Origin of the sequence: Streptomyces sp. NPDC090088 (assembly GCF_044747345.1) — a bacterium.
Lineage (GTDB): Bacteria > Actinomycetota > Actinomycetes > Streptomycetales > Streptomycetaceae > Streptomyces.
In genome coordinates this window covers 562932-588139 of the sequence record NZ_JBIVDZ010000010.1, presented here as the reverse complement: position 1 = coordinate 588139, position 25208 = coordinate 562932, and the positions used below count along the sequence as shown (strand labels likewise).

The window sequence follows — 25208 nt, the reverse complement described above, 5'->3', positions numbered from 1 at the left end:
GCCTGCAACCTGGCGTGCGCCCACTGCCTGTCCAGCTCCGGGCGCCGCGACCCGCGCGAGCTGAGCACCGCCGAGGCCAAGGCCGTCATCGACGAGCTGGAGGCCATGCAGGTCTTCTACGTCAACATCGGCGGCGGCGAACCCACCGTCCGCCCCGACTTCTGGGACCTCCTGGACTACGCCACCGCCCACCACGTCGGCGTGAAGTTCTCCACCAACGGCGTCCGCATCACCCCCCGGACGGCCGGGCGCCTGGCCGCCAACGACTACGTGGACGTCCAGATCTCCCTCGACGGCGCCACCGCCGACGTCAACGACGCGGTACGCGGCCCCGGCTCCTACGACACGGCGATCAGGGCCCTGGAGAACCTCGCCGCCGCCGGCATGGAGAACTTCAAGATCTCCGTCGTCTGCACCCGGCACAACATCCCGCAGCTGGACGCCTTCAAAACGCTCGCCGACCGCTACGGCGCCCAGCTGCGCCTGACCCGGCTGCGCCCCTCAGGACGCGGCGCCGACGTCTGGGACGAGCTGCATCCGACGGCCGCGCAGCAACGCGAGCTGTACGACTGGCTGGTCGCGCACGGCGAGCACGTGCTCACCGGCGACTCCTTCTTCCACCTCTCCGCCTACGGCCAGGCACTGCCCGGCCTCAACCTGTGCGGCGCCGGACGCGTCGTCTGCCTGATCGACCCGGTCGGCGACGTCTACGCCTGCCCCTTCGCCATCCACGACGAATTCCTCGCCGGCAACGTCCGCACACCCGGCGGCTTCGCCGGGGTATGGCGCGACTCGGAACTCTTCCGCCGGCTGCGGACCCCGCAGCACGGCGGCGCCTGCGCCTCCTGCGCGTTCTACGACACCTGCAAGGGCGGCTGCATGGCCGCCAAGTTCTTCACCGGACTGCCCCTGGACGGCCCCGACCCCGAATGCGTACAGGGCTACGGCGAACAGCTCCTCGCCCAGCGTGACACGGCCCTACTGCCCAAGCCCGCCGCGGACCATTCCCACCGCGCCTCCCCCGCCGCCCGCCGCCCCCGGCCCGTCGACGTCACCCTCGTACGCCGTCGTGAGGACCGCGACCGTGCCCCGGTGTCCGCATGCGCCGAGGACCCGCTGGCCGGCCTGCGCCTCTCCTAGGCCCTCACGGCCCTCGCCCCTCTTACTAGACAAGGCATCGCACATGCGCAGAAACCCCTGGTTCGAGACGGTCGCCGAAGCGCAGCGCCGGGCCGAGAAGCACCTGCCGAGCACGGTCTACGGTGCGCTGGTCGCCGGCTCCGAGCGCGGTCGCACCATCGACGACAACACCGGCGCGTTCACCGAACTGGGCTTCGCTCCCCGTGTCGTCGGTCATCACGCCGAGCGGGATCTGTCGACGACCGTGATGGGTGTGGAGACGGCGCTGCCCGTCCTGATCTCGCCCACCGGTGTGCAGGCGGTGCACCCGGAGGGCGAGGTGGCCGTGGCCCGTGCCGCCGCCAACCGGGGCGTCATCATGGGCCTGAGCTCCTTCGCCAGCAAGCCGGTCGAAGAGGTCTCGGACGCGAACCCGAACACGTTCTTCCAGCTCTACTGGAGCGGCACCCGCGACACCATGGTCCAGCGCATGGACCGCGCCAGGGCCGTCGGCGCGAAGGGGCTGATCGTCACCCTCGACTGGTCCTTCTCCCACGGCCGCGACTGGGGCAGCCCCGCCATCCCGGAGAAGATCGACCTGAAGGCGACGGCGAAGCTCGCCCCGAACGTCGTCACCCGGCCGAGCTGGCTGTGGAGGTTCGCGAAGTCGGGCCGGATCCCGGACCTGACGGCCCCTAACCTGAAGCCCGCCGACGGGGGCCCGGCGCCCACGTTCTTCGGCGCCTACTACGAGTGGATGCAGACCCCACCGCCCACCTGGGACGACGTCAAGTGGCTGCGCGAGGAGTGGGGCGGGCCCTTCCTCCTCAAGGGCGTCAGCCGGGTCGACGACGCGAAGCGGGCCGTCGACGCGGGGGTCACCGCCCTGTCGGTGTCCAACCACGGCGGCAACAACCTCGACACCACCCCCGCCACCATCCGCATCCTCCCGTCGGTGGCGGAGGCCGTCGGCCACGAGGTCGAGGTCCTGCTCGACGGCGGCGTCCGCCGCGGCGGAGACGTGGCCAAGGCACTCGCCCTCGGCGCCCGCGCCGTCCTGATCGGCCGCGCCTACCTGTGGGGCCTCGCCGCCAACGGACAGGCCGGCGTCGAGAACGTCCTGGACATCCTGCGCGGCGGCCTCGACTCCGCCGTCCTCGGCCTCGGCCATTCGTCCCTGCACGAACTGTCGCCGGACGACCTGGTGATCCCGGCCGGGTTCACCAGAACGCTCGGCGCCCTGTGACCATGGCCCGGGCAGCCTCTCAGGATCTGGCGCGTGCCGTGTGGCCCGACGTCCCGCCGAGGCCCCTGGTCCTCGTGCCCATCGGCTCGACGGAACAGCACGGCCCCCATCTGCCCTTCGACACCGACAGTGTCATCGCCCGGTCCGTCGCCGTGGGGACGGTGAACGAACTGCCCGGCTCCCCCCTGGTAGCCCCAGCGCTGCCGTACGGCGCCAGTGGGGAACACGCCCACTTTCCGGGAACCGTCTCCATCGGACACGAGGCGCTCACCTCGGTGATCGTGGAGCTGGTGCGGTCCCTGTCGCAGTGGGCCGGGTCCGTCGTCCTCGTCAGTGGCCACGGCGGGAACACCCCCACCCTGGCCACGGCCGTGCCGCGGATGCGCGCCGAGGGCCACGACGTGGCCTGGACCGGCTGCGGCGTACCGGGCGCGGACGCGCACGCCGGCCGCACGGAGACCTCGCTGATGCTGCATCTGGCGCCGAAGGACGTACGGACGGACGCGGCCGTCGTCGGTGACGTCAGGCCCGTCACCGCTCTCATGCCGGAGCTCGTCGCTCATGGAGTCCGAGCCGTCTCGCCCTCCGGCGTTCTGGGCGATCCGACCGGCGCCTCGGCAGAGGAGGGCCGACGGCTCCTCGCGTCGATGGTGTCGCTCACGGTCCGCCGTATCGGTTCGGGGATCACCGACGCTCGTGGACATCTCGTCGAGCCCGGAGCCAGGTCCGCGGGCACGAGCGGTCACGCGGCCGAGAGCACAGCCGAGAGCGAGGTGGGGCGCTGATGTCACTCCCGCACGGATTCACGGTCGCCCTCGACCGGCACACCCGGGTCCTCGACGACGGCCGGGCCCTCCTCGGCGGTTTCCCGACCCGTCTGCTGCGCCTGACTCCACGCGCCCGTGCCCTGCTGGCGGGCAGGATCCTGCGGGTGACCGACGCGGCGAGCGCTCTGCTGGCGGACCGTCTGCTGGAGTCGGGCATGGCCAACCCCGTCGTCGGCGCGCTGCCCCCGTGCCCCGACCCGCGGTACACCGTCGTCGTACCCGTCCGGGACCGCGCACATCAGCTGGACCGCCTCCTGGCCGGCGTCGGAACGGACCAGCCCGTGATCGTCGTCGACGACGCCTCGTGCCGCCCCGGGCCCGTCGCGGAGGTCGCGGCACGGCACGGGGCCCGGCTGGTCCGGCTGACGACCAACGTCGGTCCCGCGGGAGCCCGGAACGCGGGTCTCCGCCTCGTCACCACCCCCTTCGTCGTCTTCGCCGACTCCGACGTGGTCGTGGCTCCTGAAGCAGTCCGCACGCTGCTCAGGCACTTCGCCGACCCCCGGGTCGCCATGGTCACACCCCGGATCACCGGGCTGGCCGGCGCCGGCCGCCCGACCTGGATCGGACGCTATGAAGAGGCCCGTTCCTCGCTCGACCTCGGCCGCCACCCCGCTTCCGTACGCCCGGGTACGCCTGTCTCCTGGGCCAGCACGGCATGTGTCGCCGCCCGGGCTGACGTGCTGAAGGACGGCTTCGACGACGCACTGCGCATCGGCGAGGACGTCGACCTGTGCTGGCGGCTCATCGAGAACGGCCGGCGGGTACGGTACGAGCCCGCCGCGGAGGCCGCCCATGAACACCGTGTCCGGATCGACGACTGGTTCCTCCGGAAGGCCGCGTACGGGACCGGAGCCGCCCCGCTCGCCCGGCGCCATCCCGAGTTCATCGCCCCCGCCCTGTTCGCGCCGTGGAGCGCGGCGCTGACCGGCACGCTCCTCGCCCAGCGGCGGTGGTCGCTGCCCGTCGCCGGACTGCTCTGCGCAGGCGCCTCGGTGCGCATCGCGCGCAAGCTCGACGGGACCGGCCACCCCTACCGCTCGGCGCTCCGGCTCACGGCCAACGGGGCCGTCGGCGCCCTGAGCCAGACCTCCGCTCTGCTGACCCGGCACTGGTGGCCCATCACGGTGCTCGGGTGCGCGGTGTCGAGCCGCGTCCGCAGGGCCGCGGCCGTGGCGGCGCTCACCGACATCGCCCTTGAGTACCGGAAGGACAAGGCGGGTCTCGACCCGGTGCGTTACGGCATCGCCCGACGCCTCGACGACCTCGCCTACGGTGCGGGCGTCTGGGTGTCCGTGGTGCGGGGCCGGTCCGTCAGGGCCCTCCGCCCCCGATTCGTCCAGCGCTCGGCTCCTGGTAATCACTCCGCCAGTCATATACGATTTCATCAACGATAGGAGTGATGCCATGACCCACCCACTCGACGTGGCCCCCTCGAAGGTTCTCGCGGTCCATCTCAACTACCGCAGCCGCGCCGAGGAACGGGGCAGAACTCCTGCGTACCCCTCCTACTTCCTCAAGCCGCCCTCGACGCTCGCCGGTGACGGCGATCCCCTGCTCCGGCCGGCCGGCTGCGAACTGCTCGCCTTCGAAGCGGAGATCGCGCTCGTCATCGGGAAGCCGGGACGCCGCATCGCCGTCGAGGACGCCTGGGACCACGTCCGCTGGGTCACGGCCGCCAACGACGCCGGGGTCTACGACCTGCGCTACGCGGACCGCGGGTCGAATGTCCGCTCCAAGGGCATCGACGGATACACCCCGCTCGGCCCCGCCCTGCTGGACGCCCGCGCCATCGACCCCGCCGAGCTGGAACTGCGCGCCTGGGTCAACGGCGGCCTGGTGCAGCGGGCCGCCTCCGACGACTGGCTGTTCAGCCTGCCCCACCTGGTCGCGGACCTCTCCCGGCTGATGACCCTCGAAGAGGGGGACGTCATCCTGACCGGGACGCCCTCCGGTTCCACGGTCGTACTGCCGGGCGACACCGTCGAGATCGAGGTGAGGGCGGGCAACCTCACCACCGGACGGCTCGGCAACACGGTGGTCGAGGACGACCGACCGCTCAGCCCGATCGGCGCGATGCCCCGCAGCGACGAGAAGGTACGGGCGGACGCGGTCGGCGGGCCGGCGGCACCGGCCGACACGCTCTCGCCGGAGCAGCGGGAGCTGCTGCTGAGCGTGTCCACGGCCACGCTCAGCTCCCAGTTGCGCAAGCGCGGCCTCAACCAGGTCTCCGTCGACGGTCTCTCCTCGACCCGCCCCTCCCGGCGGATGGTGGGCACCGCCCGGACCCTGCGCTATCTGCCCCCGCGCGAGGACCTGTTCAAGGAGTTCGGCGGTGGCCTGAACGCCCAGAAGGCGACGGTCGAACGCATCCAGCCGGGCGAGGTCCTGGTGATCGAGGCCCGGCGGGACGCCACGTCGGGGACCATCGGCGACATCCTCGCGCTCCGTGCCCAGCTCCGGGGAGCCGAGGGCATCGTCACCGACGGCGGCGTGCGGGACCTGGCCGCGGTGGCGGAGCTGGACATCCCGACCTATCACGCGGGGGGACACCCCGCGGTGCTGGGCCGCCGGCACGTCCCCTGGGAAGGCGACGTCGCGATCGCCTGCGGCGGGGCCCTGGTGCGTCCGGGCGACGTCGTGGTCGGTGACGGCGACGGGGTTCTCGTCATTCCTCCCACGCTGGTCGACGAGGTCGTACGGGACGCCGTCGAGCAGGAGCGCCAGGAACGCTTCATCGCCCAGCGGGTGGCCGACGGCGAGGGCGTCGACGGTCTCTACCCGATGAACGCCGAGTGGGCAGGGCGCTACGAGGCATGGTGTGTGGCCGGCGAACCGCGCCCGGCGGTGGCGCAGAGCTGACCGGGGAATGGACACCAACGTGAAGGCACAGGGCGGACCGCAGGACGGCAGGCCCATGTCGAAGACCGATCGGGTGTACGAGGGCCTGAAGACCCAGATCCGCGAGGGCCAGTACCTTCCGGGGCACCGGCTGGTACTCGATCAGGTCGCACGGGACTACGGCGTCAGCCCGGTACCGGTGCGGGAGGCCATCCGCCGTCTTGAGGCGGAGGGCCATGTCATCCACCAGCGCAACACCGGTGTGCGGATCGCCACGATCGACCCGGCCGAGTACGTCCAGGTGATGCAGACGCTGGCCTTCCTCGAAGGGGTGGCCACCTCCCTTGCGGCTCCTGTGCTGAGCCAGGACGACATCGCTGCCGCCCGGGACCTCAACGACCGGCTGCGGCGCACCATGGAGGACTTCGACCCGGTCAGCTTCACCCGGCTCAACCAGGAGTTCCACGAACTGCTGTGCAACCGCTGCCCGAACGCCCATCTCAGCACCCTGGTGCACCGGGAATGGGAACGCCTCGGTGTCATCCGCCGGTCGACCTTCAGCCTCCTGCCAGGACGGGCGCTGACCTCGGTGGAAGAACACGAGAACCTCATACGGCTGATCGAGGAGGGTGCTCCCGCGCTCACCGTCGAGATGGCGGCCAGGGAGCACAAACTCAGGACCCTGCGGGAATTCGAGAAGCGCGGCAACTGACGCGGAAGAAAGACGAAGAAGGCAAAGGAGACTTCTTGTGTCCGACAACGGAAACACCTTCGGCGACTGTGCGCCGGCCTGGGCCCACGGCACCGGCGAGCTGGAGCTCGGCAGGGTGCAGGCGGTGCCCACCACTCTGGAGCGGGCCGTCGACCGGATCATGGTGGTCGAGACCCTGTACCGGTACGGCCTGGCCTACGACGAGCGTCGGCGTGACGTGCTGGAGGACGTCTTCACCGAGGACGCCGTCTTCGCCGGCAGCGTCTCCGGACACAGCGACTTCCGCGAGGAGGGCCGGGAGAAGGTCGTGTCATGGCTGTGCGGGATCTGGGAGACCCAGACCGACCAGCGACGCCATCTCATGACCAACCCGATCGTCCAGAAGCTGACCGACGACAGCTGCGAGGTCATGGCGCCGTTCGCGCTGTGCGCGTCCGCCGCGGAGACCTCCTTGGTGACGACCGGCATCTACCGGTTCGACCTCGTGAAGCGGGACGGCCGCTGGCTCATCCAGTACATCTACGACGGCCTGGACCGTCCCTTCTGACACCCGGGGAGAAGCCCACCGATGAACGACAGGCACGAGATCCAGGACCTGCTGAGCCGCTACGGCTGGCTGCACGACGAGCGTCTCTTCGACGAGCTGGGGTCCGTCCTCACCAAGGACGCCCGCTACACCATGCACATCGGACAGGAGCGGACGGTCGGTCCGCGGGTCGGCCGGGACGAGATCGTCGGCCAGATCCGGCAGTTCAAGGAGTCCCAGTCCGATCAGCGCCGCCATGTGATCAGCAACTTCATGTTCCTGGAGCACTCCCCCGAGGAGGCGACCGTGCGCTCCTACGTGACCGTGCTCGCGAGCGCGGAGGGAACCACCCGGGTCGTGACCGCGGGCTGGTACCTCGACAAGGTCGTGGCGACTCCCGACGGATGGCGGATCGCCGAGAAGACGCTCCAGCTGGACAACGGGTTCTGAACCGCGTCGCCGCCCACCTCTCTCCCACCCCGCACCCAAGGAAGCCCGCACTGTGTCCTCCCTGTTCGAACCCCTGACGCTGAGGTCCCTCAGCATCCCCAACCGGGCCTGGATGTCGCCGATGTGCCAGTACTCGGCGGCGAGCGACGGCCCCGACGCCGGAGTCCCCACCGACTGGCACTTCGCCCACCTCGCCGCCCGGTCGCTCGGCGGTGTCGGCCTCATCATGGTCGAGTCCACCGCGGTCAGCCCCGATGCCCGCATCAGCACCACGGACCTCGGACTGTGGAACGACCGCCAGGTGGAGATGTTCTCCCGCGTCAACCACTTCCTCGCCGACCAGGGCACGGTCCCCGGTGTGCAGCTGGGACACGCCGGGCGGAAGGCGTCGACGGACGCGCAGTGGCTCGGAGCCCGGCCGGTGCCGCCGCACGAGGGGGGCTGGCCGGTCGTGGGGCCGACGGCCGAGGCCGTGGCCCCCGGCTACCCCGTGCCGGCGGAGCTGACCGCCGAGCAGATCCGCGGCATCGTCGCGGACTTCGCGGCGGCGGCGCGGCGCGCCCTGGCCGCCGGCTTCAAGGTGGTCGAGGTGCACGGCGCCCACGGATATCTGATCCACTCGTTCCTGTCCCCGCACACCAACCGCCGTACCGACGGCTACGGCGGCGGCTTCGCCGGCCGCGCCCGGCTGGCGCTGGAGATCGTCGAGGCGGTGCGGGGCGTGTGGCCCGACGGACTCCCCGTCTTCTTCCGGACCTCGGCCACCGACTGGCTGACGGAGAATCCCGAGGACGAGCGGACCGGGTGGACGGTCGAGGACACGATCGCCCTGACCAAGGAACTCGCCGCCCGGGGTGTCGACCTGGTGGACGTCTCCACGGGCGGCCTCGTGCCCGACGCGGTGATCCGCACCGGGCCGGGTTACCAGGTGCCCTTCGCCGAACAGGTCAAGCGCGCCACCGGGATGCCGGTCGCGACGGTCGGCGAGATCACCGAACCGGCCCAGGCCGAGCGGATCGTGGCCTCCGGAACGGCGGACGCCGTGCTGCTCGGGCGGGAACTCCTGCGCGACGCCGACTGGGTACGGCGCGCGGCGGTGGAACTCGGCGTCGAGCCGGCGTGGCCCCTGCAGTACGGCTGGGCGGTCTGACCCACTCGCGCCGGAGGAGAGCTGGACCTCCAGCCCATAAATCGTATATGATTTCATACATGACCGGGAGGTCGCCTGATGAAGTTCCGCTCCGATCCCGCGCGTCTGCGCGGCGCGTTCACCGCTCTGGTGACGCCCTTCACCCCCGAACTGGACGTCGACCTCGACGGTCTGCGCTCCTTCTGCCGCTGGCAGCTCGCGGGCGGATCCCACGGTCTGTCCATCGGCGGGTCCACCGGTGAGCCCGGCGTCCAGACCGTCGAGGAGCGCGTCGCCGCGATGCGCGTGGTCGCCGAGGAGACCGCGGACCGGGTGCCCTTCCTGCCGGGCACCGGTTCCCTGAAGCTCGACGAGACCCTCGTCCTGACGGGCGTGGCACGCGACCTGGGCGCCGACGCCGCCCTGGTCGTCACGCCGTACTACGCGCGCCCCACGCAGGAGGCGCTCTACCAGTGGTACTCCCGGATCGCCAAGGAGTACCCGGACCTGCCGATCGTGGTCTACAACGTGCCGGTCCGCACCGCGGTGGAGATCGATCCCGAGACCGTGTACCGGCTCCGCAGGGACCACGACAACATCGTGGGCATCAAGGAGACCACCAAGGACTTCGAGCACTTCTCCCACGTCTACCACCGCTGCGGCCGTGACTTCCTGATGTGGTCCGGCATCGAGCTGCTGTGCCTGCCGCTGCTCGCCCTGGGCGGGACGGGCTTCATCAGCGCCCTGTCCAACCTCGCCCCCGGCGCCGTGGCCCAGATGTACGACCACTACACGGCCGGCCGCCACGAAGCGGCGACCGAGCTGCACTATCGGCTGCATCCGCTGGTGGAGCTGCTGTTCGTGGAGACCAACCCGGCACCCGCGAAGTGGGTGCTCGAAGAGCTGGGCATCCTGCCGTCCGGCGCGGTCCGGGCGCCCCTCGTCCCGCCAACCGAGCCCGGTCGGCAGAAGATCCTGTCCCTGCTGGACCAGGCACGTGACCTGGTTCCGGCTCCCCTGGAGGTCGCAGCCCGATGACCAGTACCACCACGACACCCGAGCTCACCTCGCGCCCCGCGGAGCTGCCCGAGCTGCTCACGCACTACATCGGCGGCGAGCGGGTACCGAGCCTGGGCGGCGAGACCTTCCCGGTGCTCGACCCGGTGACGAACGAGCCGTACACGGTGTGCGCGGCCGGTCAGGCCGCCGACATCGACCGTGCCGTCGAGGCGGCCCGGCGCGCCTTCACCGAGGGTCCGTGGCCGAAGCTCAAGCCTCGGGAGCGTTCCCGGATCCTCTACCGGATCGCCGAGGGCATCGAGGCGGCCGACGAGCGGCTCGCCGAGCTGGAGGCCTACGACACCGGCCTCCCGATCACCCAGGCCCGGGGCCAGGCGCACCGCGCGGCGGAGAACTTCCGCTTCTTCGCCGACGTGATCGTCTCCGGCACCGAGGAGGCCTTCCAGGTCGGCGAGGAGCAGTACAACCACGTGATCCGCAAGCCGATCGGCGTCGCGGGCCTCATCACGCCCTGGAACACCCCGTTCATGCTGGAGAGCTGGAAGCTGGCGCCCGCGCTGGCCTCGGGCTGCACGCTGGTGCTCAAGCCGGCCGAGTGGTCGCCGCTGTCGGCGAGCCTGCTGCCGGAGATCATGGAGAAGGCGGGGGTCCCGGCCGGCGTCTTCAACATCGTCCACGGCATCGGCGAGGAGGCCGGGGCGGCGCTCGTCGACCACCCGCAGGTCCCGCTGATCTCGTTCACCGGCGAGACCACGACGGGCCGGATCATCGCCGAGAACTCGGCCAAGCACCTCAAGACCCTCTCCATGGAGCTGGGCGGCAAGTCGCCCTGCGTGGTCTTCGCCGACGCCGACCTGGACGCCGCGGTGGACGCCGCCGTCTTCCAGATCTTCAGTCTCAACGGCGAACGCTGCACCGCGGGCTCCCGGCTGCTGGTCGAGCGTCCGGTCTACGACGAGGTCGTCGCCCAGGTCGCCGAGCGCGCCCGCAACGTCCGTATCGGCCTGCCCGGCGACCCGAGGACCGAGCTGGGGGCGCTCATCCACCCCGAGCACTACGCGCGAGTGCGCGAGTACGTCGAGATCGGCTCGGCCGAGGGCGCCCGGCTGGTGGCCGGCGGCACCCGCCCGGAGGGGCTGCCCGAGGGCAACTTCCTGAACGCCACGGTCTTCGCCGACGTGAAGCCGGCCCACCGGATCTTCCAGGAGGAGATCTTCGGCCCGGTGCTGTGCATCACCCCGTTCGACACGGACGAGGAGGCCGTCGAGCTGGCCAACGACACCGCCTACGGCCTGGCCGCCTACATCTGGACGAACAACCTGGACCGGGCCAACACCTTGTCCCGGGAGATCGAGTCCGGAATGCTGTGGATCAACTCCCAGAACGTCCGGGACCTGCGCACTCCCTTCGGCGGTGTGAAGGCGAGCGGCATCGGCCGCGAGGGCGGCCGGCACAGCATCGACTTCTACACCGAGTCGCACATCGTGCACGTCGCGCTGCGCACCCTTCCCGTCCCCCGTTTCGGGGCCGGCCCCGCCGAGTGAACGGAGCGGAACATGGGTGAGATCGTCCTCGCCTCGAAGATCACACACGTGCCCTCCATCTGGCTCTCGCTCCAGGAGGGGAAGCACCACGGCATCCGGCGGCCGGCCGAGCAGGCGCTGGCCGAGGTGGGCCGCCGGGCCCGGGAGCGGCGGGTGGACACCTACGTCGTCGCCGACACCCACTGGCTCAACAGCTCCGGCTTCCATCTCAACGCGAAGGCCGTGCATTCCGGGGTGTACGCCTCGCACGAGCTGCCGCACTTCATCCGGGGACTGCACTACTCGTATCCCGGTGACCCGGAACTGGCGGAGCTGATCGGGGAGGAGATCACGGCCGGCGGGCAGAAGGCGCTGGTCCACGACATCCCCGAGCTGGGTCTTGAGTACGGCACCTTGGTGCCGATGCACATCATGAACAGCGACGAGCCGAGGATCCGGGTACTGCCCATCGGCTGCAACATGTACTCGACCATCGAGGAGAACCTGCGGGTGGGCGAGGCCATCGCCCGGGCCGCCCGGCGCAGCGGTCGCCGGGTGGCCTTCCTGGCCAGCGGCTCGCTGTCGCACCAGTTCCCCACCAACGCGCTCACCAGCCAGTACCTCGACCGCATCAGCGCCGATTTCAACGCCAGGATGGACCACGCGGTTCTCGACATGTGGCGCGAGGGACGCACCGAGGAATTCCTCAGCATGCTGCCCGACTACAACCGGCGGTGCAGCGGCGAGGGCGCGATGGCGGACACCGGCATGCTCTTCGGCCTGCTGGGCGGCTCGGCCTACCACGGTCGCGGGGAGCAGCTCTGCGACTACTTCCCGAGCACCGGCACCGGCCAGGTCGTCGTGGACTTCGGGCTCGAACCGGCCGCCTGACACCCCGCACGTCAGCCGGGGTCCGGGACGGGCCCCTCCCATGAGAGGACTGTGGCCAGCATGGGCCGATTTGACGGAAAAGTCGTCTTCATCACGGGCATCGCGCGCGGGCAGGGCCGCAACCACGCGGTCCGGTTCGCCCGCGAGGGCGCCGCCATCGTCGGCCTCGACCGGGCCGACACCATCAGTACGGTCCGCTACCCCTCGCCCGGGAAGGAGGATCTCGACGAGACCGTACGGCTGGTGGAGGCCGAGGGCGGGAAGATCATCGCGCGCCAGGGCGACGTGCGCGACCAGCAGGCCGTCGACCAGGTCGTGGCCGAGGCCCTGGACCAGTTCGGGCACATCGACATCGTGCTGCCCAACGCCGGCATCACGACTCTCGGCAGGTTCTGGGAACTCCCGGACGAGGTCTGGGACGAGATGATCGGGATCAACCTCACGGGTGTGTGGCGCACACTGCGCGCGGCGATCCCGTCGATGATCGAACGGGGGCAGGGCGGTGCGATCGTCTTCACGGGGTCGATCGCCGGGCTGATGGGGATGCCCGGGCTGGCCCACTACGCCGCCACCAAGCACGGTGTGAACGGCATCATGCGGTCCCTGGCCAACGAACTCGGCCCCTACGGCATCCGGGTCAACAGCGTGAACCCCACCAACGTGGCCACCCCGATGATCCTCAACGAGAACACCTTCAAGATCTTCCGGCCGGACCTGCCGGAGCCCGGTGAGGAGGACGCCCGCGAGGCCTTCTCGTCGTACCACATCCTCGACACGCCCTGGGTGGAGTCCGACGACGTGACGTCCGCGGTGCTGTGGCTGTGCTCCGAGGAGGGCCGGGCCCTCACCGGCGCGGCGATCCCCCTCGACCTGGGCGCCACCGCCAAGTGGCCGGGGCGCTGACACGCCGCTCCGCCCTGTCCGCCGGCCCGGTCCCCGACCGGGCCGGCGGTTCTCGTTTCACGCCGAACCACGAGGCGCCGCCGTATATCATTTGCAACAACAGGACCCGGGACGGGAACGCGAGAGTCGAAGCCGGCGTCGGTCGGCGAGGGCGGGAGCATGGCGGCGAAGACCAGCAGCACGGAGCCCTATTCGAAGTCCGAGTCCGCGTATCGGGTGCTCCGGGAGCGGATCGTCAACGGTGTCTACGTCTCCGGTCACCGCCTGGTCCTCGGCCAGCTCGCCAAGGAGTTCGGGATCAGCGCGGTCCCCGTGCGGGAGGCCATCCGGCGGCTCGAAGCCCAGGGCTATGTGCGCTTCGAACGCAACGTGGGCGCCGAAGTGGTGGGCATCGACTCCGCCCAGTACACCCACGTGATGCAGACCCTCGCCTACCTGGAGGGCGCCGCCACCTCGCTGGCCGCTCCCCTGCTGACGCCTGACGACATCGCGCAGGGACGCCAGCTCAACGACGAACTCCGGCGCCACCTGGAGGACTTCGACCCGCTGGGCTTCACCAGGACCAACCAGCGCTTCCACGCGTTGCTGTGCGCCCGGTGCCCCAACCCCCATCTGCGGGAACTGGTGGAACGGGACACGGAGCGGATGAGCATGATCCGCAGTTCCACCTTCGTCTTCGTGCCGCTCAGGGCCCGTGAGTCGGTCGCGGAGCACGATCACATCCTGGATCTGCTGGAGGCGGGCGCCCCGGCACTCGAGATCGAGGTGGCGACCCGGGAGCACAAGCTCGGCACGCTGCGGGCGTTCCTCGAATCCCAGGCCGCCCACGACACGGGCGCCGGATCCGGCACCGGCGTCTGACGCGCAGGCGGCGGGCGGTCACGCGCTCGATGCCGCGTCCGCCGGGGGCAGCGCCTGCTCACACCAGATGACCTTGCCGCGGGTCTGCTGGCGGCTGCCCCAGCGGTCCGTGAGCTGGGCGACCAGCATCAGACCACGGCCGCCCTCGTCGAAGACCCGCGCCCTGCGCAGGTGCGGTGCGGTGCTGCTGCCGTCGGCGACCTCGCAGATCAGCGTGCGGTCGTGGATCAGCCTTAGCCGGATGGGCGGGGCTCCGTAGCGGATGGCGTTCGTGACCAGCTCGCTGACGACGAGCTCGATGACGAAACTGCTCTCCTCCAGCCCCCATGCCGCCAGCTGCCGCACGACGTCCGCGCGCACCGTCGCCACCACGGCGGGATCGGCGGGCAGCTCCCAGGAGACGACCTTGTCGGCGGGCAGCCGCCGCGGCCGGACCAGCAACAGCGCGGCGTCGTCGTCGGGGCGGGCCGACACCACGTCACCGACGGCACGGTCGCAGAGGGACTCCAGTGAGCCGGCCGGGGTGGCCAGGGCACGGGCGAGCGCCTCCAGGCCGCTGTCCATGGTCCGTTCACGGGACTGCACCAGCCCGTCCGTGTAGAAGGCGAGCAGAGCGTCCTGCGGGACCTCCACGTTGGCGGCCTCGAAGGGCAAGCCGCCCAGTCCCAGCGGTGGTCCGGCCGGCAGCTCCAGGAACTCGGTCCTGCCCTGCCGGTCGACCACGAGGGGAGCGGGGTGACCGGCGGTCGCGAGGGAGCAGCGACCGCTGACCGGGTCGTAGACGGCGTAGAGACAGGTGGCGCCGGTCTCGCCGGTCGGTCCGCCCGTCCCCTCGTGCGCCTCGGACTCCGCCGCCAGCCGGATGACCAGGTCGTCGAGGTGGGTGAGCAGCTCGTCCGGGGCGAGGTCGACATCGGCGAGCGAGCGCACGGCCGTACGCAGCCGGCCCATGGCGGCGGCCGCCTGGACGCCGTGTCCCACCACGTCGCCGACCACGAGGGCGACCCGGGCCCCGGACAGCGGGATCACATCGAACCAGTCGCCGCCGACCCCCAGCCTCGGCTGCGCGGGGAGGTACCGGGAGGCGGCCTCCAGGGCCGACAGCTCGGGCAGTTCCAGCGGCAGCAGACTGCGCTGCAGGGCGAGCGCCTCCGACCGCTCCCGGGTGAAGCGTCGGGCGTTGTCCAGACAGACGGCGGCCCGCGCCACCAGCTCCTCGGCCAGGGTGACGTCGGCTTCGTCGAAGGGCTCGTCGCGCTGCCAGCGCCCGAAGAACACCACTCCCAAGGTCCTGCCGCGCGCCGTCACCGGCACGTGCAGCCAGGAGTGGAACCCGTAGGTACGCACCTTGGTCCGGCGGGAGGGGTCCACCCGCATCCAGCGGGCGACCGCCGCGTCCGCGTCCCGGTTGAGCACGGACCTGCCCGTGGCCAGGCACCGGCCGGGCGGCGAGGTCTCGGGGTAGACGTCCACGTCGCCGACCTTCGTCACCGATTCGGGAGCCCCGGCGAGCACCGACTGCACGGCCACGCGCCGCAGCACGGCGTCGCCCGTGACCGGCCCCGGTACCGGTTCGTCGCCCCTCAGAAGGGTGTCCAGCAGATCCACGGTCGCGAAGTCGGCCAGCCGGGGCACCGCCAGTTCGATCAGTTCCTGCGCGGTGCGGGTCACGTCGAGGGTGCTGCCGATGTACGTACTGGCCTGGTTGAGCAGGGCCAGCTGCTCGCGGTGCCGATGGTGTTCCGTGATGTCGACGACCGTGGTGCAGACGCCCACGACGTAGCCGTCGCGTCTGCGCACCGGTGACACGGAGGCCGAGAAGACGCGGTCGTGCCCGGGATCGGCGGGGACCCGGCCGCGCACCTGGAAGTCGTCCTCCGGGCACCCCGTCTCCAGCACGCGGCGCATGCGGGTCTCGCAGTCGGCCACGTCCGGGCCGCTGAGCACCGCGTCGAGGGAGCGGCCGACGCGGTCTTCGTCGGACACTCCCGTCAGACGGCGCATGGCGGCGTTCTGGCGCACGCAGCGCAGGTCGCGGTCGTAGATCGTCAGAGCCACCGGTGCCATGGACAGCGCCCAGTCGGACAGCGCACGGACCTCCGGGCCGCGGGCGGGCAACTCGGTCTCGGCATCCGTCAGCAGCCACTCGCGACCGCCGCCCACCACGCTTCGGACGGTGCCGGAGAGGCGAATAGAACGGCCGTCCCGATGACGGACGAGGAATGTGCCCTGCCAGCCCTCCGCTCCCGGTGCACGGAGGGTCCCGGCGGCCAGCAGTTCCGTCGCGGCCCGTCCCAGAGCCTCCGCCGGACCGTAGCCGGACAGCCGCTCGGCTGCCGCGTCCCACTCGACGATGTGTCCCCGCGCGTCGACGACGACGCGCGCGGCGGACCGCCCCTCCTCGGGCCGTCCGTCCTCGTCACGCGGGCCGGAGCCAAGCGCGTCCATAGGACACAGCGTGCTGCCCGGCTCGCTTGTTATCAACCGCGGAACGGGCCTGTCCCGCGGGACGCGGGCACGCCGGAGCGGCCGTCGGGAGTGCCCGCGACGGCCGCTCCGGATCCCGCTCAGGAGGGTTGCGCCAGTGAGCTGCCGGCGGGGGCCGCGCCGGCCCGGAGGGTCAGCAGCCGGTCCTTGTCGACGGCTATCGCCGTGCGCTCCGCCGTGAGATCGGCGCCGCGCATCAGCAGCCAGTAGCACAGCGTGGCGACGGGCAGCCCGACGAGCGGCGAGATGTCCGCGCCGTCGAGGGCGTGCGCGAGGGGGCCGGTGTACAGGCTGGTCGAGAAGAACGGGACCATGGCCGCGAGGCCGGCGGTGTAGGAGATCAGCCCCCGGCCGCCCCAGCGGCCGTACACGCCGCCGCCCGGGGCGAGGATCTCGGCGATGGCGTACGAGCTGTGCCGGATCAGGTAGAAGTCGACGAGGTTCACCGCGGTCCACGGGATCAGCAGGTACGACAGCAGCGCCAGGAAGCTGGAGAAACTGCCCAGGTAGTGGTCGGGAATGGCGGCGGTGGCGACGTAGGTCAGGGCTACCAGTACGACGATCACCACGACCCGTGACCGGGCCGACGGGCGGACCGTGCGGAAGGCGTCGAAGGCGCTCAGCGCGTTGATCGCGGCGCTGTAGAACGTCGTCGGCAGGACGCCGATCATCGACAGCACCGTGACGGCCAGGGTGATCCACCCCAGCCCGCTGAGGAACGAGTCCCCGTAGTGCTGGATGGCCGACACCGTGTCGGCGCCCGGCCGTGCCGTCGTCACCACGGCGCCCAGCAGTTCGAGCCAGGTCGCCGAGGCCAGCGAGCCCAGGAACACCATGCCCACCACGCGCCGGGTCCCGGTCTTCCTCGGCAGGTACCGGGTGTAGTCGGAGACCATCGGGGCGAGCGCGATCTGGTAGGCGGCCGAGGCCCCGAACTGGGCCAGGAAGGCCGTCCACTGGAAACCTCCGGCGGACATCAGGCCCGACAGGTCGACCTCGGCGAGCACGGCCACCGTCACCAGCGCGAGGCTGACGAGGACCAGGATCGACAGCCAGCGCTGGACGCGGTGCACCAGGTCGTGTCCGACGATGGCGATGACGGCGGCGACGACGCAGAGGAGCGGCTCGTAGAACCCGTTGTGCGGGGCCGTGATGCCCGACAGCGAGTTCGCCCCGAGGATGATGAAGAAGACGCCGAAGCCGCACTGGACGAAGACCACCACGGCGAGCGGGACGACCAGTCCCCGGCTGCCGAACTGGACCCGGGACTGGATCATCTGCGGGAGACCCAGCTGCGGGCCCTGCGCGGCGTGGAAGGCGGTGAAGAAGGTGCCGAAGAGACCGCCCGTCACGATGGCCACGAGACACCAGACGAGGCTCAGGCCCAGGCTTGCCCCCACCACACCGGTGAGCGCGGTGGTGACGTTTCCGTTGATCATGAACCAGAAGGGCGCCTGCTGCCAGACGGTCCCGTGACGCTCGGTCTCGGGGATGTAGTCGGTCGAGTGTGCTTCGACGCGGGCTCTGCCCGAGTCCGATGCGGTGTTCCGGTCGTGCATGAGCGGTCTCCGGGGGTGGGGCTGGGTGGGTGAGCCTGTCTCAGGGGCGGTGGACGTCCGTGGTGGTGCCGGGGTAGGAGATGACGGTGTCCCAGTCGATGAAGAGGAGGGTGTCCTCGTTCAGGGCCACGCCCTCGGGTGAGGCCCACGCCGCTTCGGCGGCCTCGTCGCTCTCGAAGACGTAGACGGAAACGGCGTCGTAACCGCACTTCTGTCCCTCCCACTGGTAGTCGTCGCGCAGCAGGGTCTGCCGGTACTCGACGAGGCCGGGCAGCCTGCGCGCCAGCGGGGCGTGGACCGAGCGGTAGTGCTCGGCGAACTGTTCGCGGGTCAGTCCCGGCTTCCGCCGGGTGGCGAAGATGATCGTGTGCATGTTCGGACTCCTGTCCAGGCTCGGGCGGTCAGGCGCTCCACTGCGCGCTCATGCCGGCGGTGACGTCCAGCGCGGTGCCGGAGATCATGGCCGCGCCGTCGGAGACGAGGTAGAGCAGCGCGTCGGTGACGTACCGCGCGGGAAATGACCCGACGGGCAGCGTGTGCTGGGTGCGGACGACCTGTTCCGAGGTCTCCCGGGTCGGCTCGTCGAGGTCGGGGCGGAACATCCGGTTGTAGCCGTCGAAGTTGATCATCGGTGTGTCGACGTACGACGGACAGATCGCGTTGACGGTGACGCCGTACTGACCGAGTTCCACGGAGGCGGCCTTCACCAGACCGATCACCCCCCACTTGCTCGCGGTGTAGGCGCCGATGTTCGGAGTGCCCCTGCGGCCGCACATGGAGGAGGTCGCGACGATACGGCCGCTCTGCTGGGCGATCATGTGCGGCGCGACCGCCCGCATGGCGTGGAAGACACCGGAGAGGTTGGTGTCCAGGGTGTCCCGCCACAGCTCGTCGCTGGTCTCGGCGACGGTGGAGAAGGCCCATACGCCCGCGTTGGCGCTGAGGATGTCCACCCGCCCGAAGCGCTCGACGGTGGCGGCGACGAAGTCGTCCACCTGGCGGGGGTCCCGGACGTCGGCGGTGAAGGTCAGGCACTCTCCGCCGGCCTCCTTGACCAGCTCCGCCGTCTCCGCCAGGTCACGGTCCCGCGTCATGTCGTACGGGATGGTCGGGTACTGCCCGTCGATGTCGCAGACGGCCACCGAGGCCCCCTGCCGTGCGAGGGCCACGGCGTGCGAGCGCCCCTGGCCGCGGCCTCCCCCGGTGATGACGGCGACCTTGCCGGTCAGCGATGTCATGGCGTGATCCCTTTCAGTGGTGTGCGGGGCCGGTGTGCGGGTGCGGTGTACGGGTGGGTGTCCGGATCGGCGGCTACGGCCAGTCGACGCTGAGGTACTGGGTCTCCTGGAACTCGCGGATCCCCGCCCGGCCGCCCTCGCGGCCCAGGCCGCTCTCCTTGACTCCGCCGAACGGCGCCGAGGGGTCGGAGACGATGCCGCGGTTGACGCCGACCATGCCGGCCTCGATCGCCTCGCCCAGGCGCAGCGCACGCTGGAGGTCCCCGGCGTAGACGTACGCGGCCAGTCCGTACGGGGTGCCGTTGACCCAGCGCAGCAGTTCCGCCTCGTCGCTCCAGACCACGACGGGAGCGACGGGACCGAAGACCTCCTCGGCCAGGATCGCCGCGTCCGGGGCCACGTGGGTGAGCAGGGTGGGCGGGTAGAAGTGCCCGACGGCCGGCGCGGTGCCCCGGTGGGTCGTGCGGGCGCCCGCGGCGACCGCCTCGTCCACCAGTCGCGTCACGTCGGCGACGGCCTTGCGGTTCACCAGGGGGCCGAGCTGGGTGCCCTCGGCGAAGGCCGGTCCGACGCGGAGCGCCTCGATCGAGGCTCCGAAGAGCGCGACGAACTCGTCCGCCACGTCGGCGTGCACGTAGAACCGGTTGGCCGCGGTGCAGGCCTGCCCGGCGTTGCGGAACTTGGCGATCATCGCGCCGGCCACGGCCTTGCCGAGGTCGGCGTCCTCGGTGACGACGAAGGGCGCGTTGCCGCCGAGCTCCATCGAGGAGTTCACGATGCGGTTCGCGGCCTGCTTCAGCAACGTACGGCCGACCGATGTCGATCCGGTGAAGGAGATCTTCCGGATCCGGGGGTCGTCGAGCCAGGTGGTCACGGTCTCGGCCGACCTGGTGGTCGGCACGATGTTGACCACGCCCCTGGGGAGCCCGGCCGCCTGCAGGATCCGGGCGATCGCCAGCGCGGTGAGCGGGGTCTCCCGGGCGGGCTTGAGGACCACCGTGCAGCCGGCCGCCAGGGCGGGGCCGATCTTGCGCGTGGCCATCGCCGCGGGGAAGTTCCAGGGTGTCACCAGAGCGGCGACACCGACCGGGCGGTGGGTGACGACGGTCCGCGCGCCTCCGTTGGGTGCGGCACCGTACTCGCCCTCGGTGCGCACGGCCTCCTCGGCGAACCAGCGGAAGAATTCCGCCGCGTACGTGACCTCGGCGCGGGCGTCGTCGAGTGCCTTGCCGTTCTCCCAGGAGATCAGGGCTGCCAGGCGCTCCCGGTCCGCGATCATCAGCTCGAACGCGCGGCGCAGCACCTCCGAGCGCCCGCGCGCGGGGGTCGCCGCCCAGCCGGGGAAGGCGCCGGCCGCGGCGTCGACCGCCGCCGCGGCCTCCGCCGCACCGCCGTCGGCGACCGGCGCGATCGTGTCGAGGGTGGCGGGGTCCTCGACGTGGAAGGCCGCTCCGTCGGCGGCGGCGCGGCCCCGGCCGTCGATCCAGATGCCCCGGTCGGGGGCCAGGTCGTCGAGCAGGTCGGCCAGGTCGACGTCGATGGGCGTGGATATCGTCTGGGTCACTTGGGTCCTTCGGTCGGCGGGGCGGGCCCGCGGTGGTTGAGGGGGTGTGCCCTGCGGTCAGCCGGAGGACGGCGGGGACGGAGCGGCCGTGTCCTCGGCGGGCTCGTCGTGCCAGGGGCCGGTGGGACGGTGGAGGGCACAGGGCCAGTCGGCCGGGGACTGTGCCGTCCGCGACGAGCACTCGATGACCATCCCCCAGGGGGTGCGGAAGTAGAACCACGTCATGTCGTCGTTCACGCCGTCGCGGATGGTCTGCGGACCGTCACCGATCATGCGGTTGCGGGGGTCGTCCGCGAGGTACTCCCAGGCCGCCCGGATGTCCTCGACGTCGACGGAGAGATGGACGGCACCGACGTCGGCGTTGCCCGGCATCTCGCTCCGCCCGTCCGGAGCCCGGTATTCGAGCAGCTCGACGTTCTGCTGACGCCCCCACCGTGTCATGGCCACCTGGAGTCGGGCCCGTGGGTGGACGTCGAGATGGTCGGCGAGATAGGTGCCCGTCGGATCCTCGATCACCGGTCCCCGGTAGACCTCGCGCGCGCCGAGGACGGACACGAAGTAGTCGACCGCCTGGTCGAGGTCGGGCACGGTGATGCCCACGTGGTCCACTCCGCGGGCCGTGGGAATCCCGGTCGGCATGTTCTCTTTCCTCACTCGGCGGGGTCCGCTCGGCGGCCCAGCAGCGGCAGCCTGCTCAACAGCTCCCGCATCGCGATGACTTGGCGGGGCAGGTACTCCGCGACGGTGATACCGACGACGTCCGCCACGCCGGCGACGTCGTTGATGGTGCGGAGGACGGTGTCCCGGCTCAGTCCGTCCGGTTCCATGCCGAGCCCCAGCACGATGTCGTTGCTGTCGACACTGTCGACGTCGAAGTGCAGGGCCACCTTGGAGCAGCCGGTCGCCCGCAGCCACTCCAGCAACGGTCGCGAGTCGTGCTCCAGGTCCGCGGGGGCGAACGTGGTCAGGCCCCACCCGGTCGTGAAGGGTTCCTGGTCGTCCTCCCACACATGGAGTCCCGCCAGGGCCAGCCGCGACGGGTCCACGATGGCCGGGAGGGCTTCGACGAACTCCTTGTCGCCGTGGCCGAGGATGTGGGAGACCGCCATCGCGTGGTAGCCGTCGTACCGGCTCTCGGGCATGCCCGTGTCCGGGTGGGCGTCCAGCCATACGACGGCCAGGTCCTCGCCGTACTTGGCCGCCAGGTAGGCGAAGGGCGCCACGCTCACCGAGCACTCGCCGCCCAGCGTCACGATGCGGTCCGGGGCCTCCGCCCCTATGAGGTCGAGCGCCGTGGTGAGCTGCTCCAGGACGGCCTCACGGGCGAACACCCCGTCGGTGGCGGCCAGTCCCTCGCGCTCGGTCGGTACGGGTACGACCACTTCGGGGCCGTCCGCGGCAGGGGCCAGCCACTGGAGCATCCTGCTCCCGAGGTGGTACCCCAGCTGGGCGGACGGCAGCGGCAGCTCGGGGGTGAGCAGGGCGACCACGTCCGGGGCGGCACCCTGCCACTGCGGCCAGACGAGCCGGAGTGTCTTTCCCTGGTCGGTCGATGCACTCATTGCTGTCTCTCCTGCGGAAACGGGGGTGTGAAGCGGCGGGGTGGGGTGTGGTCTACGTCGTGTCGCCGGCCCGGCGTCCGACCAGAACGGCCACGGAGACCGCGATGATGAGGGCGCCGCCGTTGAAGACGTTCGGCACCCAGAAGGGGGCGCCCGCGAAGGTGAGGCCGGTGATCCCCACCGCGAGCAGGAAGGTGCCCACCACGGCGCCCCAGATGTTGAACTGGCCGCGCTTGATGGTGGTGGAGCCGAGGAAGGCCGCCGCGTACGCCGGGAGCAGGAACTCCGGTCCCATGGACGCGGTCGCCGATCCGACGCGGGCCAGTTGCAGTGCTCCGCACAGCCCGGCGATGGCGCCGGCGATGACGAAGCTGCCGGCCAGGAAGGACGAGGTGCGCACACCGGTGAGGCGGGCCGCTTCCCGGCCCATGCCCGTCGCTCTCAACAGCCGCCCGAACGGGGTGTGTTCGAGCAGGTACCAGAGGATCAGCGCCCCGATCAGGAAGTAGTACACCGTGAGGTCGATGCCCAGGACCTTGCTGTTCGCGATCTCCTTGAGGCTGTCGGGTATGCCCTCGAACAGCGTTCGTCCGCCGGTGACCAGCAGATTGAGTCCGGAGAGCACGGTGGCCGTCGCCAGGGTGGCGATGAAGGCGTTGACGCCGATGCCGACGACCAGCACGGCGTTGACGGCGCCCACCACCGCTCCGACGAGCACGGCCAGCAGGATGGCCAGGCCGACCGGTGTGCCGTGGATGGTCAGTTGAGCGGTGAGGATCGAGGTGAAGCCGAGCGTGGCGCCGACGGAGAGGTCGAACTCGCCCGCCGCCAGCGGAATGACCACGGCCAGGGCCAGCAGTCCCGGTACCGCGTTGTCCCCCAGCAGCACTCGCAGGTTCTCGGTGGTGGGGAACTGGTCCGGCTGCGCGATGCTGAAGCCGACGCTGAGGAGCACCAGGAAGAGGAAGACGCCGTAGTTGGCGAGAAGGTCGGTGAGCGACGAACCGCGCCTGACCGGCTCGGCCGGCACCGCACCGGCGGCGGCCACCCCGGCCGGTGCGGTGCCGGCCTCTTCGACGACGACCACGGACGTCCGCTCGGTCGGCGGAGCCGGGTCCTGGTCCCGCTTGGTGTCGCTCATCGCTCGGTTCCCTCTCCTGTGGACAGTACGGTCAGATGTGATTCCGTGAGTTCTTCGCGCGGGACGTCGGCCACGAGGCGTCCTCGGTTGAGCACGAGGACGCGGTCGCACAGATTGACGAGCTCCTCGAAGTCGCTGGAGGCGACGAGGACGGCCACGCCGTCGTCGGCGAGCCGGGTGACGATCTGCGCGATCTCCTGCTTGGCGCCGATGTCGACGCCCTGGGTGGGTTCGTCGAGGACGAGAACCCTGGGGGCGATACGCGTCCACTTCGCCACCACGGCCTTCTGCTGGTTCCCTCCGCTGAACTTCGACAGGGGTTTCTCGGTGACCCCGGGCCTGATGCCGAAGCTCTCGACGGCGGAGCGGGCGGCCGTGCGTTCCTCCTTCTGCCGCAGGCGGCCACCCCGCCAGAACGGTCCGAGATCGCTCAGCGTGATGTTCTGGCGCAGATTCATGGCGGGGATGCAGCCGTCGGCACGCCGGTTCTGCGGGACGGAGGCGACACCGGCCTTGATCGCGTCCTTCGGGGAACGGAAGGACATCGCTGCTCCGTTCAGGAGCACTTTCCCCGACGACACGGTCTGAGCGCCGGTGACCAGTCGGGTCAGCTCGCTGCGACCGCACCCGAGCAGGCCCGTGACACCGACGATCTCGCCCTTGCGTACGGAGAGGTCGATGCCCTGAAGCCGCCGCCCCCGCAGTCCGAGGCACTGCAGCACGATGTCGCCGGACACCTCGCGGCGCTCCGCCCGCACCCGGGTGAACTCCCGCCCGAGGATCAGGTTGACGATGTCCCGGACACCGAGCCCGCCCAGATCGCGGTCGGCGGTCAGTTTGCCGTCGCGCAGCACGACCAGCCGGTCGGCCAGTTCCCGCACCTCGTCGATGCGGTGGCTGACGAACACGACGGTCGCGCCGGCGTCGCGTGCCTGGCGCAGGGCCCGGAACACGGTGTGGACCTCGCCTGCGGGCAGCGAGGCGGTCGGCTCGTCGAGGATGAGCACGCGATCGGCGATCGGACCCCCGGATCCGTCGTCCGCGAAGGCCCGCGCGATCGCCACCATGGTGCGCTGGGTGGGCGAGAGCGTGGCGACGAGCGCGCGCGGGGAGACCTCGACGCCGAAGTCGTCCAGGGACCGCTGGACCCGCCGGCGGAGGTCCTTGTGGCGGATCGGCCCGACCAGACCGGTGCCGAAACCGTTCACGAACGAGAAGTTGTCCTCGACCGTGAGGCTCTCCACCAGGCCCAGGTCCTGGTGGATGAAGCGGAGTCCGGCGTCATGTGCCCGCCTGGGCGCGACCGGGGTCGGGACCTCACGGTCCGCGACGGTGATCCGGCCGCCGGCGTCCGGGTGGTAGAACCCGGCGAGTATCTTGATCAGCGTCGACTTGCCCGAGCCGTTCTGGCCGAGGAGCGCGGTGATCCGGCCCGCCGGGAAGTGGGCCGTCACCCCGTCGAGCGCTTTGGTTCCGGTGAACGTCTTGGACAGGTCTTCGACGACGAGACCGCCGAAGGCGGGCTCGGGACGCGACGCGCCGCCGACCGGACTGAGTTCCGACATCAGTTGCCTTCCCATGTGACATCGGTGAACGGGAGGGGGGAAGC

23 protein-coding genes are annotated in these 25208 nt (G+C 71.0%); 14 read left to right on the top strand and 9 right to left on the bottom strand.

The features are described 5' to 3' along the window. The 14 genes from mftC to ACIPSJ_RS42235 form a co-directional block, all read left to right on the top strand. Nucleotides 1-1140: mycofactocin radical SAM maturase (gene mftC / locus ACIPSJ_RS42300; protein ID WP_401354032.1), on the top strand; the 1140-nt coding region annotated here is incomplete at its 5' end. Nucleotides 1141-1183: 43 nt separating this feature from the next. Then, entirely contained in the window at nucleotides 1184-2365 is a 1182-nt protein-coding gene (gene mftD, locus ACIPSJ_RS42295; RefSeq protein WP_401354029.1) for a pre-mycofactocin synthase MftD, read from the top strand. Between the two features lie 2 nt (nucleotides 2366-2367). Then, on the top strand, nucleotides 2368-3150 hold the full coding sequence (mftE, locus tag ACIPSJ_RS42290; protein WP_401354026.1) for a mycofactocin biosynthesis peptidyl-dipeptidase MftE: 783 nt from the start codon (nucleotides 2368-2370) through the stop codon (nucleotides 3148-3150). Continuing rightward, entirely contained in the window at nucleotides 3150-4589 is a 1440-nt protein-coding gene (gene mftF, locus ACIPSJ_RS42285; RefSeq protein WP_401354024.1) for a mycofactocin biosynthesis glycosyltransferase MftF, read from the top strand. Before mftE ends, mftF begins: the two co-directional genes overlap by 1 nt. Nucleotides 4590-4599: 10 nt before the next feature. Beyond that, entirely contained in the window at nucleotides 4600-6054 is a 1455-nt protein-coding gene (locus ACIPSJ_RS42280) for a fumarylacetoacetate hydrolase family protein (protein WP_401354021.1), read from the top strand. 55 nt (nucleotides 6055-6109) lie between these two features. Beyond that, nucleotides 6110-6745, top strand: a complete 636-nt coding sequence (locus ACIPSJ_RS42275; RefSeq protein WP_365681279.1) for a GntR family transcriptional regulator — start codon at nucleotides 6110-6112, stop codon at nucleotides 6743-6745. Nucleotides 6746-6782: 37 nt separating this feature from the next. Then, a complete protein-coding gene (locus ACIPSJ_RS42270; protein WP_401354018.1) occupies nucleotides 6783-7292 on the top strand; it encodes a nuclear transport factor 2 family protein in 510 nt (169 codons plus the stop codon). Nucleotides 7293-7313: 21 nt separating this feature from the next. Next, nucleotides 7314-7721 carry a nuclear transport factor 2 family protein gene (locus tag ACIPSJ_RS42265; protein WP_401354016.1) on the top strand — a complete coding sequence of 136 codons (408 nt, stop codon included), beginning with the start codon at nucleotides 7314-7316 and terminating at the stop codon, nucleotides 7719-7721. Between the two features lie 52 nt (nucleotides 7722-7773). Continuing rightward, nucleotides 7774-8871: an NADH:flavin oxidoreductase/NADH oxidase gene (locus tag ACIPSJ_RS42260; RefSeq protein ID WP_401354013.1), complete on the top strand. Its 1098-nt coding sequence runs from the start codon at nucleotides 7774-7776 to the stop codon at nucleotides 8869-8871. Between the two features lie 78 nt (nucleotides 8872-8949). Continuing rightward, the gene (gene dapA / locus ACIPSJ_RS42255; RefSeq protein ID WP_401354011.1) at nucleotides 8950-9888 is read left to right on the top strand and encodes a 4-hydroxy-tetrahydrodipicolinate synthase; all 939 of its coding nucleotides are present in this window, start codon (nucleotides 8950-8952) and stop codon (nucleotides 9886-9888) included. Beyond that, nucleotides 9885-11414, top strand: coding sequence for a 5-carboxymethyl-2-hydroxymuconate semialdehyde dehydrogenase (gene hpaE, locus ACIPSJ_RS42250; RefSeq protein ID WP_401354009.1), 1530 nt, complete (start codon nucleotides 9885-9887; stop codon nucleotides 11412-11414). Before dapA ends, hpaE begins: the two co-directional genes overlap by 4 nt. 12 nt (nucleotides 11415-11426) lie before the next feature. Continuing rightward, a complete protein-coding gene (hpaD, locus tag ACIPSJ_RS42245; protein ID WP_401354007.1) occupies nucleotides 11427-12284 on the top strand; it encodes a 3,4-dihydroxyphenylacetate 2,3-dioxygenase in 858 nt (285 codons plus the stop codon). Nucleotides 12285-12344: 60 nt separating this feature from the next. Then, nucleotides 12345-13187 carry a mycofactocin-coupled SDR family oxidoreductase gene (locus tag ACIPSJ_RS42240; RefSeq protein WP_401354004.1) on the top strand — a complete coding sequence of 281 codons (843 nt, stop codon included), beginning with the start codon at nucleotides 12345-12347 and terminating at the stop codon, nucleotides 13185-13187. A 159-nt stretch (nucleotides 13188-13346) separates the two neighbouring features. Next, nucleotides 13347-14048 (top strand): GntR family transcriptional regulator, encoded by a 702-nt coding sequence (locus ACIPSJ_RS42235; protein ID WP_401354002.1) that lies wholly within the window; start codon nucleotides 13347-13349, stop codon nucleotides 14046-14048. An 18-nt stretch (nucleotides 14049-14066) separates the two neighbouring features. On the opposite strand, the gene ACIPSJ_RS42230 is transcribed toward ACIPSJ_RS42235, so the two are convergent. The 9 genes from ACIPSJ_RS42230 to ACIPSJ_RS42190 form a co-directional block, all read right to left on the bottom strand. Beyond that, entirely contained in the window at nucleotides 14067-16496 is a 2430-nt protein-coding gene (locus ACIPSJ_RS42230) for a SpoIIE family protein phosphatase (RefSeq protein WP_401353999.1), read from the bottom strand. Between the two features lie 119 nt (nucleotides 16497-16615). After that, complete coding sequence (locus ACIPSJ_RS42225) at nucleotides 16616-18094, bottom strand: purine-cytosine permease family protein (protein WP_401353997.1); 1479 nt, start codon at nucleotides 18092-18094, stop codon at nucleotides 16616-16618. Nucleotides 18095-18134: 40 nt separating this feature from the next. Further along, nucleotides 18135-18467, bottom strand: coding sequence for an EthD domain-containing protein (locus tag ACIPSJ_RS42220; RefSeq protein ID WP_401353995.1), 333 nt, complete (start codon nucleotides 18465-18467; stop codon nucleotides 18135-18137). Between the two features lie 28 nt (nucleotides 18468-18495). After that, on the bottom strand, nucleotides 18496-19332 hold the full coding sequence (locus tag ACIPSJ_RS42215; RefSeq protein WP_401353992.1) for a mycofactocin-coupled SDR family oxidoreductase: 837 nt from the start codon (nucleotides 19330-19332) through the stop codon (nucleotides 18496-18498). A gap of 73 nt (nucleotides 19333-19405) precedes the next feature. Then, on the bottom strand, nucleotides 19406-20896 hold the full coding sequence (locus tag ACIPSJ_RS42210; RefSeq protein ID WP_401353990.1) for an NAD-dependent succinate-semialdehyde dehydrogenase: 1491 nt from the start codon (nucleotides 20894-20896) through the stop codon (nucleotides 19406-19408). Between the two features lie 57 nt (nucleotides 20897-20953). Beyond that, nucleotides 20954-21535, bottom strand: a complete 582-nt coding sequence (locus tag ACIPSJ_RS42205) for a VOC family protein (protein ID WP_365681305.1) — start codon at nucleotides 21533-21535, stop codon at nucleotides 20954-20956. Nucleotides 21536-21546: 11 nt separating this feature from the next. After that, on the bottom strand, nucleotides 21547-22458 hold the full coding sequence (locus ACIPSJ_RS42200; protein WP_401353987.1) for an arginase family protein: 912 nt from the start codon (nucleotides 22456-22458) through the stop codon (nucleotides 21547-21549). Between the two features lie 52 nt (nucleotides 22459-22510). Next, nucleotides 22511-23599 (bottom strand): ABC transporter permease, encoded by a 1089-nt coding sequence (locus tag ACIPSJ_RS42195; protein WP_401353985.1) that lies wholly within the window; start codon nucleotides 23597-23599, stop codon nucleotides 22511-22513. After that, the gene (locus tag ACIPSJ_RS42190; RefSeq protein WP_401353983.1) at nucleotides 23596-25164 is read right to left on the bottom strand and encodes a sugar ABC transporter ATP-binding protein; all 1569 of its coding nucleotides are present in this window, start codon (nucleotides 25162-25164) and stop codon (nucleotides 23596-23598) included. The genes ACIPSJ_RS42195 and ACIPSJ_RS42190 overlap by 4 nt, the downstream gene beginning before the upstream one ends. Between the last annotated feature and the right edge of the window lie 44 nt (nucleotides 25165-25208).

Coding starts and splice junctions, on each gene's coding strand:
- mftD (WP_401354029.1), top strand. CDS start 1,184: ATGCGCAGAAACCCCTGGTTCGAGACGGTCGCCGAAGCGCAGCGCCGG.
- mftE (WP_401354026.1), top strand. CDS start 2,368: ATGGCCCGGGCAGCCTCTCAGGATCTGGCGCGTGCCGTGTGGCCCGAC.
- mftF (WP_401354024.1), top strand. CDS start 3,150: ATGTCACTCCCGCACGGATTCACGGTCGCCCTCGACCGGCACACCCGG.
- ACIPSJ_RS42280 (WP_401354021.1), top strand. CDS start 4,600: ATGACCCACCCACTCGACGTGGCCCCCTCGAAGGTTCTCGCGGTCCAT.
- ACIPSJ_RS42275 (WP_365681279.1), top strand. CDS start 6,110: ATGTCGAAGACCGATCGGGTGTACGAGGGCCTGAAGACCCAGATCCGC.
- ACIPSJ_RS42265 (WP_401354016.1), top strand. CDS start 7,314: ATGAACGACAGGCACGAGATCCAGGACCTGCTGAGCCGCTACGGCTGG.
- dapA (WP_401354011.1), top strand. CDS start 8,950: ATGAAGTTCCGCTCCGATCCCGCGCGTCTGCGCGGCGCGTTCACCGCT.
- hpaE (WP_401354009.1), top strand. CDS start 9,885: ATGACCAGTACCACCACGACACCCGAGCTCACCTCGCGCCCCGCGGAG.
- hpaD (WP_401354007.1), top strand. CDS start 11,427: ATGGGTGAGATCGTCCTCGCCTCGAAGATCACACACGTGCCCTCCATC.
- ACIPSJ_RS42240 (WP_401354004.1), top strand. CDS start 12,345: ATGGGCCGATTTGACGGAAAAGTCGTCTTCATCACGGGCATCGCGCGC.
- ACIPSJ_RS42235 (WP_401354002.1), top strand. CDS start 13,347: ATGGCGGCGAAGACCAGCAGCACGGAGCCCTATTCGAAGTCCGAGTCC.
- ACIPSJ_RS42230 (WP_401353999.1), bottom strand. CDS start 16,496: ATGGACGCGCTTGGCTCCGGCCCGCGTGACGAGGACGGACGGCCCGAG.
- ACIPSJ_RS42225 (WP_401353997.1), bottom strand. CDS start 18,094: ATGCACGACCGGAACACCGCATCGGACTCGGGCAGAGCCCGCGTCGAA.
- ACIPSJ_RS42220 (WP_401353995.1), bottom strand. CDS start 18,467: ATGCACACGATCATCTTCGCCACCCGGCGGAAGCCGGGACTGACCCGC.
- ACIPSJ_RS42215 (WP_401353992.1), bottom strand. CDS start 19,332: ATGACATCGCTGACCGGCAAGGTCGCCGTCATCACCGGGGGAGGCCGC.
- ACIPSJ_RS42205 (WP_365681305.1), bottom strand. CDS start 21,535: ATGCCGACCGGGATTCCCACGGCCCGCGGAGTGGACCACGTGGGCATC.
- ACIPSJ_RS42200 (WP_401353987.1), bottom strand. CDS start 22,458: ATGAGTGCATCGACCGACCAGGGAAAGACACTCCGGCTCGTCTGGCCG.
- ACIPSJ_RS42195 (WP_401353985.1), bottom strand. CDS start 23,599: ATGAGCGACACCAAGCGGGACCAGGACCCGGCTCCGCCGACCGAGCGG.
- ACIPSJ_RS42190 (WP_401353983.1), bottom strand. CDS start 25,164: ATGTCGGAACTCAGTCCGGTCGGCGGCGCGTCGCGTCCCGAGCCCGCC.